At 68.0% G+C, this 14,820-nt stretch carries 9 protein-coding genes and 2 pseudogenes; 5 read left to right on the forward strand and 6 right to left on the reverse strand.

All coding sequences use genetic code 11. The annotated features are described in order from the left end of the window. Positions 1–118: 118 nt before the first annotated feature. From ACFW3D_RS30010 to ACFW3D_RS30025, 4 genes and pseudogenes are all read left to right on the forward strand, one after another. Positions 119–3,046 (forward strand): annotated as a pseudogene (locus ACFW3D_RS30010) (DUF7902 domain-containing protein); the annotation flags it as partial. A 254-nt stretch (positions 3,047–3,300) separates the two neighbouring features. Beyond that, positions 3,301–3,852, forward strand: coding sequence for an RNA polymerase sigma factor (locus ACFW3D_RS30015; protein ID WP_500509230.1), 552 nt, complete (start codon positions 3,301–3,303; stop codon positions 3,850–3,852). Further along, positions 3,849–4,346: a transmembrane transport protein gene (locus tag ACFW3D_RS30020; RefSeq protein ID WP_500509233.1), complete on the forward strand. Its 498-nt coding sequence runs from the start codon at positions 3,849–3,851 to the stop codon at positions 4,344–4,346. Before ACFW3D_RS30015 ends, ACFW3D_RS30020 begins: the two co-directional genes overlap by 4 nt. 50 nt (positions 4,347–4,396) lie before the next feature. Then, positions 4,397–4,534 (forward strand): hypothetical protein, encoded by a 138-nt coding sequence (locus tag ACFW3D_RS30025; protein ID WP_500509236.1) that lies wholly within the window; start codon positions 4,397–4,399, stop codon positions 4,532–4,534. Positions 4,535–4,664: 130 nt separating this feature from the next. On the opposite strand, the gene ACFW3D_RS30030 is transcribed toward ACFW3D_RS30025, so the two are convergent. From ACFW3D_RS30030 to ACFW3D_RS30045, 4 genes are all read right to left on the reverse strand, one after another. Continuing rightward, the gene (locus ACFW3D_RS30030; RefSeq protein WP_500509239.1) at positions 4,665–5,444 is read right to left on the reverse strand and encodes an SDR family NAD(P)-dependent oxidoreductase; all 780 of its coding nucleotides are present in this window, start codon (positions 5,442–5,444) and stop codon (positions 4,665–4,667) included. Positions 5,445–5,552: 108 nt separating this feature from the next. Further along, on the reverse strand, positions 5,553–6,761 hold the full coding sequence (locus tag ACFW3D_RS30035; RefSeq protein ID WP_500509241.1) for a PP2C family protein-serine/threonine phosphatase: 1,209 nt from the start codon (positions 6,759–6,761) through the stop codon (positions 5,553–5,555). A gap of 174 nt (positions 6,762–6,935) precedes the next feature. Beyond that, positions 6,936–9,452, reverse strand: coding sequence for a SpoIIE family protein phosphatase (locus tag ACFW3D_RS30040; protein WP_500509244.1), 2,517 nt, complete (start codon positions 9,450–9,452; stop codon positions 6,936–6,938). 514 nt (positions 9,453–9,966) lie between these two features. Next, complete coding sequence (locus tag ACFW3D_RS30045) at positions 9,967–10,374, reverse strand: MerR family transcriptional regulator (RefSeq protein WP_500509266.1); 408 nt, start codon at positions 10,372–10,374, stop codon at positions 9,967–9,969. Between the two features lie 460 nt (positions 10,375–10,834). On the opposite strand from ACFW3D_RS30045, the pseudogene ACFW3D_RS30050 reads away from it, so the two are divergent. Beyond that, a pseudogene (locus ACFW3D_RS30050) lies at positions 10,835–12,297 on the forward strand (SulP family inorganic anion transporter). Positions 12,298–12,925: 628 nt separating this feature from the next. Here the strand turns inward: ACFW3D_RS30050 and ACFW3D_RS30055 are convergent. Both ACFW3D_RS30055 and ACFW3D_RS30060 read right to left on the reverse strand, forming a co-directional pair. Continuing rightward, a complete protein-coding gene (locus ACFW3D_RS30055) occupies positions 12,926–13,108 on the reverse strand; it encodes a hypothetical protein (protein WP_500509247.1) in 183 nt (60 codons plus the stop codon). A 717-nt stretch (positions 13,109–13,825) separates the two neighbouring features. Then, on the reverse strand, positions 13,826–14,470 hold the full coding sequence (locus ACFW3D_RS30060) for a uracil-DNA glycosylase (RefSeq protein ID WP_500509250.1): 645 nt from the start codon (positions 14,468–14,470) through the stop codon (positions 13,826–13,828). Between the last annotated feature and the right edge of the window lie 350 nt (positions 14,471–14,820).

Here is a 14,820-nt window from a genome sequence, read left to right on the forward strand (position 1 = left end):
CAGTGACGTTTGCGGGCCCCCGACCTGCGGGCCCGCACCCGCCGCCGGGCGCCGGGGGCGCCCGCCGGCCCCCACCCCCCCCCCGGCCAAGCGCGTGCGGGGCGGGGGGCCCCCGCCCCCCCCCCCCGCCACCACTGCCGAAGCAGCGCCACTGGCCGAACGGCTGGCCGAACAGACCGAGGGCCTGGAGGCCGTCACCGAGGTGGTGACCGGACTCGACGTCGCCGACCCGGTCATCCGCACGTCGATCCTGGATCGGATCGGTGCCGTCCTCGCCGAAGTCAACCGGGTCCGTGCCACCCTCGACGCGCGGCGCAGGGAACTGCTCGGCCAGGAGGGTCGCGCGGAGTTCGCCGCCGAGGCTGCTCTGCTCACCCAGGCCGTGATCGCCGCCCTGGGCGCCGCGACCACCCCCGAAACCTGCGAGGAGCAGCTCGGCAAGCTGCTTCTGCGGATCGAGAACCTGGAATCACGCTTCGGGGAGTACGAGGACTTCACAGAGGCGCTGGACAACCAGCGGACCGAGATCCACGAGGCCTTCTCCGCCCGAAGGCAAGCCCTGCTCGACGAGCGGGCCCGCCGCGCCGACCGCCTCGCCGACTCGTCCGGACGGATCCTGCACAGCGTCGCCCGCCGCCTGACGTCCCTGGCCTCCCTCGACGAGATCAACACCTATTTCGCCTCGGACCCGATGGTCGGCAAGATCCGCCGCGTCGCCGACGAACTGCGTGACCTCGGCGACCCGGTCCGCGCCGAGGAACTCACGGGCCGCGTCAAGGCCGCACGCCAGCAGGCAGCCCGGGCGCTGCGCGACCGCGCCGACCTGTACGACGACGGAGAAGGCGGCCCGACCGTACGACTGGGCCGGCATCGTTTCGCCGTCACCACCCAGGGCACCGAACTCACCCTCGTTCCCTACGAAGGTGCGATGGCCTTCGCCCTGACGGGAACGGACTACAGGTCCCCCGTCCACGACCCGGAGTTCGAGGCCACGCGCGCGTACTGGGACCAGCACCTGGCATCCGAGACACCCGAGGTCTACCGCGCCGAACACCTGGCCGCCCGCCTCCTGGCCGAAACCGAGCCGCTGGAGACGCTGTACGAAGCCGATACGGAGGGGCGCCTGCTCGGCCTCGTACGCGAGGCCACCGAATCCCGGTACGACGAGGGCTACGAGCGCGGCATCCACGACCACGACGGCGCCGCGATCCTCGCCGCCCTGCTGCGGCTGCGGGCGCAGGCCGGGCTCCTGCGCTACCCGGCCTCGGCCCGTGCCGCCGCACAGCTGTTCTGGGCGTACGGCACCGACAACACCTCCCGGGACACCTGGTCGGCCCGTGCCGCCTCCCTGGCACAGGCCCGCGCCACGTTCGGTCTCGCTCCGGCCGTGGACACCCTGCAACGGGAGCTGGCCCGGTCGATCGCCACCTTCGTCGACGCTGCCGGACTCGACCCGAGCGGTACGGGACTCGCAGGCGAATACCTCTTCGAGGAGCTCGCCGCAGCGGCCGAGGGCAAGATCTCCTTCGTCTCCGGCGCGACCGCCCGCACCCTCATCGAGAAATTCCGCACCGCCGCGGACGGACAGGGACCGGAAGCCGGCCTGGCCGCCCTGCCCGACGACTTCGCCGCACTCCCCGCGCGCCACCAACTCGCCCAGGCCTGGCTCGGCTCCTTCCTCGCCGCCGGCGGCGCCCAGTCCACCCCAGGGGACCTGGCCGAAGCCGTTGCCCTGCTGCTGTGCGGCCACCTGCCCCACCATGACTGCGCCGCCGCGCTCAGCACGACCGTCGACGGCCTGCTCGGCCGGCACCCCCGGGTCCTGCACGGCACCCTCCACCTACGACTGGACGAATTCCTCGCCCGCACCACCGCCCACCGCACCGAGCGCGTACCCGGCTTCCGTGCCTACCAGCGTCTGCGCGCCGACCTGCTGACGCGCGAACGCACACGCCTGCGCTTGGACAACCACCGGCCGGTGCCGCTGACCACCTTCGTACGCAACCGGCTCCTCGACGAGGTGTATCTCCCCCTCATCGGCGACAACCTCGCCAAACAGATCGGCGCCGTCGGTGGCCCTCGGCACACCGACAGCTCCGGCCTGCTGCTGTTGATCTCGCCCCCGGGCTACGGCAAGACCACCCTCGTCGAATACGTCGCCGAGCGCCTCGGCATGCTCCTCGTCACCGTCAGTGGCCCCGCGTTGGGCTCCTCGGTCACCTCACTGGACGACGACCACCCGGAGATCCGCAAGATCCACTTCGCCCTCGCGGCCGCGAACAACGTGCTGCTCTACCTCGACGACATCCAGCACACCTCACCGGAACTGCTGCAACGGTTCATCCCGCTGACCGACGCCCAGCGTCGCCTCGGCCCTTACGACCTGCGCGGCAAACGCTTCGCCATCGTGATGTCCGGCAACCCCTACACCGAGTCGGGCTCCCGCTTCCGCGTCCCCGACATGCTCGCCAACCGCGCCGACGTCTGGAACCTCGGCGACGTCCTGACCGGCCGGGACGATCTCTTCGCCCTCAGCTTCACCGAGAACTCCCTCACCTCCAACCCCGTCCTGGCGCCGCTGGCCGCGACCGACCCCACTGACCTCGAAATCCTCCTGGGCATGGCCCGCGGCGACGAATCCACCCGAGGCGATCGTCTGACGCGCGCATTCCCTCCGGCGGAACTCGACCGCATCCTCGCCGTGCTGCGCCTGCTCCTCCGAGCCCAGCGCACCGTCCTGGCAGTGAATAGCGCTTACATCGCCTCCGCAGCACAGTCCGACGTCTCCCGCACCGAACCGCCCTTCCTGCTCCAGGGCTCCTACCGGAACATGAACAAGCTGGCCGAGCGCATCTCCCCCGCTATGAACGACGCCGAACTCGACGCCCTCGTCGACGACCACTACCGCGCCGAAGCCCAGACCCTCACCAGCGCCGCCGAGGCCAACCTCCTCAAACTCGCCGAAATCCGCGGCACCCTCACCAGCGAACAAGCGACACGCTGGGAGGAAGTGAAAGCCGCGGTGTCGCGTGCCTGGCGCCCATGAGCAGGTGCACGAGGCGTTCTTGGTAAGTCGATGTGCCCGAGCCGACCGCTGGGATCAGTTGGGTTGGCGACGCTTGAAGACCGCACGGCCGCTGCGTGGCGGAAGCAGCCCCAGCCCCGCAGGCGGATCGCCCGAGCGATGAGCACCCCTGGCCCACTCAGCTGGCTCCTGATGGATTGCTCGGGCCCGGTGAACCTCTGTGCCTCCAACGCCGACTGTCTTGGTGCTGGGTGGCGCCGGGCAGCGGAGGTGCGGTGAGCGGGGACGGGCGACGCGACGAGCTGCTGGTGGTGCGCTGCCAGCTCGGGGAGCGGGAGGCGTTCCACGAGCTGGTGCGCGTCTGGCACGCCACGTTGTGGCGGTACGTGAGGGGCATGGTCGGCTCGCCGCACCTCGCGGACGATCTCACGCAGGAGGCGTGGGTCGCCGTGCTGCGCGGGCTGCCACGGCTGCGGCAGCCCGAGCGGTTCGCCCCGTGGCTGTTCACCATCGCCCGGCGCGCTGTCACCGACCACCTCCGGCAGGCGTACCGGGACGTGGAAACGCCGGTGGAGGAGGCCGGCGCCGTGGCCGTCGGCGACGACGACCCTCTCAGCGGCGTGCTGACCACGATGCAGGTGGAAGCCGGCCTCAACGGGCTGCCACCCCTGGAGCGCGAAGTGGTGATCCTCTTCCATCTGCAGGACCTGCCCCTGGCTGCCTGTGCGGAGGTGCTCGGCGTACCACCGGGCACCGTCAAGAGCAGACTGCACCGCGCGCGCCGCATGTTGCGGAGCGTCCTCGCCGAGAGGGGATACGAGGGATGAGCGAGCAGGACCCTGCAACTCGGCGGGATGTGCCCAGGGAACTCGAGCGCGCGCTCGCCGCGGAGGCCTCGCTGGGCTCCCGGATGCGCCACGTGGCCGTGGGACTGGCGGGAGCATCTTCAGCGGCACTGGTCGCGGTGCTGTGGGCCACCGAGGCGCATCCGCTTCGCGCGCGCACCCAGGCCGCCTTCGCCGGACTGATCGCCATCGGGCTGGCCTGGGCCGCCTTCGCCACCTGGGTGCTGAGCAGACGCCGACCGCTGTTTGCCCAGGACCGCGTGCTGGGAGCCCGGCTCGCGCTCCTGGTCGCCGTGGTGACCGGCACGGCAGGGACGGCCCTGGCCGCGGCACGGGCCACCGCGGTCGGAACACTGGCCACCGCTGTAACCGATGCCGTCCTCGTCGCCGCAGCGGCACTCCTCCTCGCCCGGGCCCAGCGCCGCCGTCGCGAACTCCTCCGGCTACGGGACGCGCTTCGTCGGGAAACCCCCTGAACCCCTGAAGTCCATCCGTCCGGACCCGTCCATGGCTCAAGGAGGCCACCGTGAACAGCAGGATCCCACCAGTCGGCCCATTGGCTCTCGTTCTACGCCTCGGCGGCGCAGGCAAGCGCACCGTCTTCCTGGCCACCGTGCTGGCGGGCACAGCTTTGCTGATCGGGATCGGCCTGCTCCTTGGCTGATCCTTCGAGCGGGCCACGCTCTGGGCAGCGTAGGGGTCTATCCGCAGTTCGGGGTCGCCCCTGGGTTCGCGTCACCATGGGCGTACATCCGCCGCGCCGCCCCCGCACGGCGCCCGTGCGTACAGAGGCGTCAGGTGTTCTCCAGGCCTCCGTCGACGGTGAGGACTTGACCGGTGACCCATTCCACAGCCGGATCGGCGAGTCGGACGACCCAGACGGCAAGTTCCTCCGGCCGCCCTCGGCGCCCCAGCGGGATACGAGCGGCTTCGGCATCCTTGATCTGCTGGACCTCGGCCGGGGAGAGGCCGGAGGCTGCCAGAGCGCTGGTCTCGACGGGCCCCGGAGCGACCGCGTTCACCCGGATCCCGTCCGGTGCCAGCTCCAGTGCCCAGCTCCGGGTCAGGTGCTCGATGGCCGCTTTCGAGGCGCCGTAGTGGCTGGCCAGTGCGAGAGGACGGTGTCCGAAGGTACTGGCGATGTTGACGATCGACCCTCGTGACTTCTGCAGGTACGGCAGCGCGGCGCCGGCCAGCAGACTGGGGGCGGTGACATTCGTATCGAGGATCTGTTTGACGACGTCGTACGTCACTTCACGCAACGGCATCGACATGAAGACCCCGGCATTGTTGACCAGGACGTCCAGCCTCCCGAATCGGTCCACGGCGGCCCGGACGATCGCCTGTGGGGCCTCCTCTTCCGTGACGTCGCAGCAGATCGTCTCAATGGACTCATGGGCGTCGGCCAACTCGGCGAGGGCTTGCTCATTGCGACCGGCACCAAGGACGGCCGCCCCCGCGTCGGCGAACGACATCGCGACCGAACGGCCGATACCCGATCCCGCACCGGTCACGATCACGACTCGGCCGGTGAAGTCGACTGCCAGATGATTCGACACGGTGAAGCCTTTCATTCGAGGTTCGAAGAACTGGAAACGGTCGGGTCGCTCCGCCCCTCAGGCGTCGAACGGCTGCAAGACGACGATCGAAGCGGTGCAGGGCGCACCCAGGTGATGCAGAGGTCAGAGGCGGATGACGACCACTGCTGTGTCATCGGTGGCGTTGCTGAGGTTGATGAGGGCGTCCGCCAGGTCCTCGGGGTCGTCCTGGTGGTGGCGTGTGAGGACCTCGGCCAGGCGCTGGAGCCCCTGGTCGATGTCCTCTCCGCGGCGCTCGATGAGCCCGTCGGTGTAGAGGACGAGTGCTGAGCCCGCGGCGTAGCCGGTGGTGGCCTGTGGTCGGCGCGAGTCTTCGAGGCCGGCTCCCAGCGTGGGGTCCGTCGCCTGGTCCAGGAACTGCACTGTGCCGTCCGGGTGGACCAGGGCCGGGGGCGGGTGGCCGGCGCTGCTGTAGGTGATGCGGCGTTGTTTCCAGTCGACGACGGTCTGGACAGCGGTGGTGGACAGGGCGCCTTCGACGGAACGCGCGTACATGTCGAGGCCGTCGAGTGCGACTGCCGGGTCCTTCACCACACGTATGGCGGCGCTCAGGGCGCTGCGCAGCTGGCCCATGACGCCCGCTGCCGTCAGGCCGTGCCCGACGACGTCGCCGACCGCGATGGCGTATTCCCCACCGGCGAGCTGAGTCACCTCGTACCAGTCACCGCAGACGTTCAGGGCGTCCAGGGCCGGGCGGTAGCGGACCGCGGACTTGTGGTGGGCGAGTCGCTGCGGTGCGGGCAGCATCGCGTCCTGAAGCGCGAGGGCCACCTGCCGCTCGCGGGCGTTGGCCTGTCGCAGCCGTTCGTTGACCTGCTGGAGCTCGCGGGACCGTGCGTAGAGTTCGTACTCCATCTGCCGCCGCCGCCCGGAGTCGGGACTGCCCTCACGGACGAGGTCGGTGATTTCCTCCAGGCGGTGCACGACCAGCGCGATGTGCCCCTCGGAGTCCAGGACGGGGGCGTTGATCGGGCTCCAGTAGCGCTCGGCGAACACGCCCGGCCGATCCGATTCCTCTACGTCGTGACGGATCGGCCCCTCGACGTCTTGGATACCGGTTTCCAGCACACGGCGAAGCGAGGCCTGCAGGTCGTCCAAGCTGTCGGGGTCCTGCGGGAAGGCGTCGAACACGTACCGGCCGATCATCTGGTGCCGAGCGCGGCCGACCAGGTTCTGATAGGAAGCGTTCGCGTCCAGGATGACGAGATCGGGCGTGAGCACCAGCATCGCGCTGGGTGAAGCGTCGAAGATGCCTTCGTAGTCGATCTCCCGTTCCTTCCCTGCGCTTCTCACGGTTTCTGCCAATCGGTCATGTCTCGGTATTTCTGCTGCGTGCCGCGCTTGAGGCTGTGAGTCTCGGGCATCGCGTCGCGGGGCGGTGCGCGATCCCCGTCCTGCCTTCGTGCTGATGTTCAGGACCTGATGGACGGTCACGGCATGACGGGGTCCCCATCGGTGAGATCTGGCTCACGCCGTTCCCGCATGGCGCCCTGCGAGGCCTGCTGAAGTCAGGTCCTCTTCGGCCCAGACGACCTTGCCGCTCGGTGTCGAGCGGGATCCCCATCTGCGGGACATCTGGGCGACGAGAAACAAGCCGCGGCCGCTCTCGTCGCCGGAGTTCGAGCGCCGCAGGCGAGGGCAGCTGACGCCGGCGTCTGATACTTCGCAGGTCAGGACCTTGTGCTGGATCAAGCGCAGACCGATCGGGCCGCTGCCGTGGCGTGCGGCGTTCGCAACCAGTTCGCTGACGATCAGTTTCGTCGGATCCTCAAGGTCTCCCAGACCCCAGTCGGCAAGCTGGAGCGCTGCCAGGTGCCGGGCGCTGCGGGCGGCGGTCTGGTCGCCGGGCAGCGTCCAGGAGGCGACCTTGGCCGGACTGAGTGATCGGGTGCGGACGAGGAGCAGCGTGACGTCGTCCGAGGGTGCGGGCGGAACGATGTCCATCGCGCGGGCGCAGAGGTCTTCAAGGGAGCGTCCCGGCTGTGCCAGGGCGGTGCCCAGACGGCTCATTCCCACGTCGATGTCGTGGTCGCGAGTCTCGATCAGGCCGTCGGTGTACAGGGCGAGAAGACTTCCCTCTGGGACTTCAAGCTCCACGGCCTCGAACGGGGCGTCCGCACCAAAGCCGAGGGGGACTCCGGAGGGAAGGTCGGGGAAGGTCACCTGGCCGTGCGGGTCGATCATCGCGGGTGGAGGGTGCCCGGCCCGTGCCATGGTGCACCGGCCGGTGGAGGGGTCGTAGACCGCGTAAAGGCAGGTCGCACCCATCAGCGAGGGGGGTTGGGCGTACTCCTCGGCCAGTCGCTGCACCGTGTCGTCCAAGTGTGCCAGCAGCGCATCAGGGGGCAGCTCCATGTCGGCCAGCGTGTGTACCGCGGTGCGGAGCCGGCCCATGGTCACGGCAGCGTTGATGCCGTGACCGACCACATCACCCACGACGAGGGCCACACGAGCCCCGGACAGCTCGATCACGTCGAACCAGTCGCCGCCGACACCGAGGCCGATGTCCGCGGGCAGGTAGCGCGAGGCCACCTCGACCGCCGCGCCGCCCCGCACACCAGCCTGAGGGAGCAGACCGCGCTGGAGCTCGAGAGCCGCGCCGCGCTCACGAGCGTGCCGCCGGGCGGTGTCCAGCGACAGCGCCGCGCGGCTCACGAGCTCTTCGGCGAGGAGCAGATCGATCTCCTGGAACGGCGCTGGATCCTCTGTACGGACGAACAACGCCATGCCCAGCACGTCACTCTGCACACAGATAGGCACGACCATGACCGAGTGCATGTTGTTCTCACGGATCTTCTGCGCCCGGGTCGGGTCGTGGTCGGTCCATCTGCCGGGCACGGCGTCCAGGACCGGCTCCACGTAGGGCCTCTTGGTGCGCAGCGCGTGGGCGAGCGGGGAGGAGGCAGGCACGGGAATCACCTCACCGCGCGCCCACGGGGACTCGGGCACCCCCTCGCGGATGGAGGCGAGCCCGGCACGGCGGAATACGGGGAGGTCATGCCCCCTCGGTACGGTGGCGTCCGCCGACCCCGCACGGAACGGAACCGACTGTTCCAGGTCGATGGCGACGAAGTCGGCGAAGAGAGGTACGGCGAGGTCGGCCAACTCCTGACTGGTGTGCATCGCGTCCTGTGTCGAGCCCAGACGGGTGCTGCGCTCGCTCAGGATGGCGAGTCGCTCGCGCGCCCGCCGGCTCTCGGTGGCACCGACGCTCACTGCGCACACCCCCATAACGCGGCCGTCGGCACCTTCGAGGCACGAGTACAAAGCGGTGACCGTGTGCTCACCGGCAGGACTCGTCGGCAGCCGGGTCTGGTATTCGTGGATGCCGGCCGCGCCGCTGCGCATGACCTGTCGCATCACCGCCTCGCGGCCGGCTGCCTCGGAATCGGGCAGCGCCCCTGTAAACCGACGGCCGAGCCGCCGATGGCGGGGGATACCGTCCAGCCTCTCCATCGTGTCGTTCACCCAGGTGCAGCGCAGCTGCGTGTCACGAACGACGACGCCGATCGGCGCGCGGCTGATCAGTGATTCCCGTACCGATCCCTTGGCCGCCGCCCAGGAGAGCTTGCCGACCTCGGTTACGGACACCAGCCATCGAACCGCTCCGCCCTGTCCCCACAGCTTCGAGATCCGCAGGCTCACGTTGAGTAGCCGGCCGTCTCGGTGGAGCAAGGCCGCAGCGCCCGACCAGCCGCTTCTTGCACGACAGTGGTCGACGAACTCCGCTATTACCGAGGCTTCTCTGGGGGACGGCAGCAACATGGCGGCAGATCGCCCAACCACTTCCCCGGCGGCGTATCCGAGCAGCTGCTCAGCCGCCTTAGTCCATCCAACGGCCGTGCCGTGCTCGTCGAACATCGCGCTCGCCGAGTCGACGCCCTCGGCCGTGCTCACGGCAGTGCCGAACATCGTCTTCTGGTTCCTAGTCATCGAGTCCGTGTCCTCATAGGCATAGACAGGTTGATCGAGGTGCAGAAGCACGACATGTGCCTCACCGGGGCAGATGGGCCCTCACGACCATCGATTCACTACCATTTGCACCTTTTGAGTCTTTGACCGGACGGGACACCGATCTGTGACACGCCCTGCACGGAGTCCGGCCCTCGACCTCGCCGAAACGACGAGGCCGAGGTTGGGCGGCCCGCAGGTGCGACCAGCAAGCGCACAGGTTGACCGGGCGAGCAAAGGAGGCTGGCTATGACTTCGGCAGTTGCGGGAGCCACTTCACCACAGGCCCCGCGTCGACCGAACTCCGCTCGGATCGCGCGACCGGATCGCCCCCACGTCGCCATACCGGGACCCGGGGCAATGTGGGCACGGATTCTCGCGACCAGCGTTGATCCGAAATGACCATGCTCCGGGCCCGACCCCACTTGTCCACCGACTCACTGAGCACCCGGGACGCTCGGCGCCGCAAGGAACCGCGCTAATGATCACAGCACTCCAGCCAGAGAATCGGCATCTGAGCTGGGACTGGCGCCGACAGCGGGAAAAGTCAATAGTGGATGGTCGAACGTGCAGGTGCCGCCTGGCGCAATCGGGCGCGCAAGGTCTCGGCGAAGTCTTCGGCCCGTGACAGCTGGACCCGCAGCTTCTCCACTTGCTCTGCTGCCTCCCTCTCGAATGCACGGACACGCTCCAGGAGAACTTCGCGCTCTTCCGCACCGAGGCCGGAGTCGGCGTCCAGGCGATCGGTAGCTTCGAGCAGATCCCGCATCTGTTCCAGGGCAAACCCGAGCGGCTTCATCCGTCGGATCACCATGAGCCGGGCGACATCGGCCTCGGTGTACAGGCGGAAGCCCCCCTGTGAGCGGGCGGACGGCACCACCAAGCCGGTCTCCTCGTAGTACCGGATGGTGCGCAACGACAGTTCGGTCCGCGCGGCGACCTCACCGATCTGCATGTGCTTGTCGCCCACGTCCCTGCGTCCTGGCCTTTCCGTCAGGGCGGGGCCACGTCCCGGGCCGGCCCGCCGATCTCTACCCTAACGTTAGGGTAGAGTTGCCGATGCGAGGGTGATCTTCCGCTCCCTCGCCGCAGCCGCGCCGGGGCCGATGACGCCCCCGGCGACGTTTCAATTCTCGCAGGAGAGAGCGTGCCCGAGCCCATCACGCCCGGTGACGCCACCTGCCCGCCGTGATACTTCGCCCCCGGACGTGAGAGGCCGGCCGCGCCGCCACGCAGCCGACCGCGTCCACCCCTCATCGACCTCCGGTTCCGCCGCGCGGGGCCGACCGCGGTGCGCCGACCCGGCTCCGCTTTCCCAGCACGCCCGGACTCGAGCCGAGGAGCGTGCCCAAGCACGACAGGTCCTTGCCCTCTTGTCCATTTCCGCCGTGTCCCCTGCCGCGCTGCTGCGCACCATGAAGCCCGACTGGCTGAACGATCCGAAGGTCTGGCGCACCGAGGTCCTGGCCGGCCTGGTCGTGGCGCTCGCCCTGATTCCCGAGGCGATCTCCTTCTCCATCATCGCCGGTGTCGACCCCGCGATCGGGCTGTTCGCCTCCTTCACCATGGCGGTCACGATCTCGATCGTCGGTGGCCGTCGCGCGATGATCTCCGCAGCCACCGGCGCGGTCGCCCTCGTCATCGGGCCCCTCAACCGGGAGCACGGCTTCGGATACCTGGTCGCCGCGGTCATCCTGGCCGGCGTCTTCCAGATCGTCCTGGGCGGGCTCGGTGTGGCGAAATTGATGCGATTCGTCCCGCGCAGCGTGATGGTCGGCTTCGTCAACGCGCTCGCCATCCTGATCTTCATGGCCCAGGTCCCGGAGATGACCGACGTCCCGTGGGCCGTCTACCCGCTGATCGGCGCCGGGCTGACGATGATGGTGTTCTTCCCGAAGATCACCACGATGATCCCAGCCCCGCTCGTCTCGATCGTGGTCCTGACCGTCGTCACGGTCGCGGCCGGCATCGCGGTGCCGGCCGTCGGCGACAAGGGCGCCCTGCCGTCCTCTCTGCCCATCCCAGGGCTACCCGACGTGCCGTTCGCCATGGACACCCTGGTCACCGTTGCCCCCTACGCGTTCGCGATGGCGCTGGTGGGCCTGATGGAATCCCTGATGACCGCAAAGCTTGTCGACGACATCACCGACACCCACTCCAACAAGACCCGCGAGTCCATCGGTCAGGGCATCGCCAACATCGTCACCGGCTTCTTCGGCGGCATGGGCGGATGCGCCATGATCGGCCAGACGATGATCAACGTGAAGGTGTCCGGCGCCCGCACCCGCCTGTCCACCTTTCTGGCAGGTTCCTTCCTGATGGTGCTGTGCATCGCCTTCGGCCCGGTCGTCGCCGACATCCCCATGGCCGCCCTGGTCGCCGTGATGGTCATGGTCTCGTTCGCGACCTTCGACTGGCATTCCATCGCCCCGAAGACGCTTCGGCGGATGCCCGCCGGAGAGATCACCGTCATGGCGATCACCGTCGCGGTCGTCGTCGCCACCTCCAACTTGCCATCGGTGTGGTCGTCGGCTCCGTCACCGCGATGGTCATCTTCGCCAAGCGCGTCGCCCACCTCGCCGAAGTCACTGCGGTCATCGACCCCGACGGGACTTCCGTCGTCTACCGAGTCACCGGCGAGCTGTTCTTCGCCTCTTCCAATGACCTCGTCGGGCAGTTCGACTACGCCGGCGATCCCGACAGGGTCGTCATCGACCTCTCGTCCGCGCACATCTGGGACGCCTCCTCCGTCGCCGCCCTGGACGCAATCAAGAACAAGTACATGCAGCGCGGCAAGACCGTCGAGATCACTGGCTTGAACGAGCACAGCGCCCGCATCCACGAGACGCTCAGCGGCGAACTCGCGGGCAGTCACTGAGCGCTCAGAGCCAACAAAAAATCGCAGCCATGATCGACCCGCCGATGACAAAGGTGATCAGCACCAAGGAGGCATGGGAATCGTTGTCAGTGCCCCGGCTCCCACCATCCAGCGTGCTCCACCGCCTCCCCGCCGCATCAGGCGGGAGTACAACACGCCAACCTCCAAGACAGCCCGCGCTTCCTGGGTCAGCGATTCAGAACTCGGCGGGCTGCAGGTCCGCGGTTCAGCCTTCGGGCTGAACCGACAAGGACACGGTGTCCTATTTCCAGGACGCCGCCAGTCCCCGGCCCAGTCATTGGTCCGGATGTGCCGTTGACTGACGCGCAGTGGGCACGGATCGAGCCGCTGCTCCCGAACCGGACACCCAGGCGGGGTGTGCAGAACTGGAGACAGATCTGTCCGCCGTCCGCACCAGTCTCCGACTGATGATTCGCGAGCAAAGTTCGTAGACCCCTCGCCTTCGAGCCCTTCCGGGGCTGGCCGCCCATGGCCACCACAGTGGGCGAGACGACCTGCGGAAACGTGATCACTACCGGGTCTCACGCAGAACTCTCACGGATGGTCATTTATGACAAGCGCCCAGACGTCGCCAGTAGGCGAAATCAGACTTCAGGGCTGGCGGTGGCTACAGACGAGCGGCCACGAAGCCGATGAGAGCGACAGCGGTGATGACGATGCCGATGAGTCCGGGCCAGCCACCCAGCAGCGCAAACGCCGCCACGATGGCGAAGGCGCCCAGCATGAGTGCCGCGAACGCCCATGGGGACAGTCCTCGGTCGTCCGTGTTTGCGGCTTCTCTCTTGCTCATCCCAGTCATCCCAGACACGGTAGCCAGTGGGTGGGTGCCGTCAGCGGCTGGGGCGGTTTCGTGTTTGGACCTCCCTGCTCCAGGTGGTACGGCCCGGCAACGACGACAGGGACGGCGTCCGTTTCGAAGCCAGTGGGCGCGAGCCCGTGTGACGAGCCTGCTTAGGGGTGACCGAAGCCGCATCGTGATTCGCGCGATATCCCGCCGGGCTGGTGCCACGGACCCGCCGGTGTGAGGGTTGCTGGCACTCGCTACCGATCTTGAGGTCTGTCATGTCAGGTCTGCCGTTCGTCGCTCCCTTGATAGTGCTGGCCTCCGTGCTCTGGGCGATACCACCGCTCCTGTATCTCCGGCGGCGACAGGCGGGCGTCACCATCGCCGTCTCACACCTCTTTGTGACGCTGTCGATCACCCGACCTAGGACATGGCTGATGCTCGTCTTTGGGCACGGCACGCTCATCGCGCTAGGAAGACTGGGCTTCGAACTCAGCTCGCTCCGCACCCGTCGCCGTCGCACGGCCTCCCCCCTCCCGGCCCGCGACGAGACCATGCGTCTAGAGACAAAAAGCAACCCTCAAAGTAGAGGGCGGCCCGCACTCCCGCCCCACGTCGGCGTGTCTGTTGTCGCGGTCTGAGCGTGGCCGGTACTGCCGTGGCAGGGGACTGTGCCCGCACCCGTTCGATGTTTCTCGAGGCCGTACAAGAATCAAGACACCTCTACAACTGCCCGTCTGTGCTGCGGAGCACGTCACCGACTCTCTGGTAGGAGTCGATACGGTGCTGTGCGCGGCGGGCGCGTTCCTCCAGGTCTCGCACGAAGAGAGCCTGCCGACCAGGGTGGTAGGTGCTGACCACTTCCAGGGTTCTATCGCGGACGGCTTCGGGATGTGTCTTGAGCAGACGGCGCCACACGTCTTGGGCTTCGTTGCCCTGGAGGAGCACGACCTCTGCCTTCGATAGCAGTCCCAGCAGCTGTCGCAGGACCTCGGCACCAGCTTGGAGCTCGGCCGCGTTCGGTGAGCGGTTGATGTACCAGGGATAGGCGTTCCAGGGAGTGACGTCACGCGGCACTATCCCGGCCTCCTCGAAGATCTGGGCCTGGAGCTCCGCCGTCGGGTCATCATTTTCCACACACAGGAATCCCGAGCCGCCACCTTCCTGCGTCTTGGGGCCTGGGTCCCGAAGAATGGACAAGACGCGAGCCTCCACTCCCCCATGCCAGGGTGCGACATGTGGCATCCAGCCACGCCCGTCCTGCTCGCGCAAGGCGTCGACCATCTCGTTGACCGGACGGACATGGAGGTCATAACGCCCCTGTTCCTGCTCAACTCGGAACGCCTCTTCACGCATCCGTCTTGCCATGCTTCCTCCAACACCGCTCGGCACCATCGCAGGACCCTAACGGGCATGTCCGACAGCGCTCGATCGGAACTGCCCCACGGGCACGGGCGACAAGTGGCGAATGATGCGATGGCGGTTGCGGGCAAGCCTGCCGATGGCACCCTGAGCATCACAGATAGCTACACACCATGACCGTAGCTATACGAGAACACGGCATGCGCACCAAGGCGGCGACCCACGAGCTGATCGCCGCTCGTCCGGGTCTGTCCAACGAACGGCTCTGTCTCACATTCGGTGGTGACGGAGAGTTGCGAGGGTCGTTGATCTTCATGTGATGGATGTCAACGAGCTTGTGCAGATGGTGTTTTCGG

The organism is Streptomyces sp. NPDC058864 (assembly GCF_042742985.1).
Taxonomy (GTDB): domain Bacteria; phylum Actinomycetota; class Actinomycetes; order Streptomycetales; family Streptomycetaceae; genus Actinacidiphila.

Coding starts and splice junctions, on each gene's coding strand:
- ACFW3D_RS30020 (WP_500509233.1), top strand. CDS start 3,849: ATGAGCGAGCAGGACCCTGCAACTCGGCGGGATGTGCCCAGGGAACTC.
- ACFW3D_RS30030 (WP_500509239.1), bottom strand. CDS start 5,444: ATGAAAGGCTTCACCGTGTCGAATCATCTGGCAGTCGACTTCACCGGC.
- ACFW3D_RS30045 (WP_500509266.1), bottom strand. CDS start 10,374: ATGCAGATCGGTGAGGTCGCCGCGCGGACCGAACTGTCGTTGCGCACC.
- ACFW3D_RS30055 (WP_500509247.1), bottom strand. CDS start 13,108: ATGAGCAAGAGAGAAGCCGCAAACACGGACGACCGAGGACTGTCCCCA.
- ACFW3D_RS30060 (WP_500509250.1), bottom strand. CDS start 14,470: ATGGCAAGACGGATGCGTGAAGAGGCGTTCCGAGTTGAGCAGGAACAG.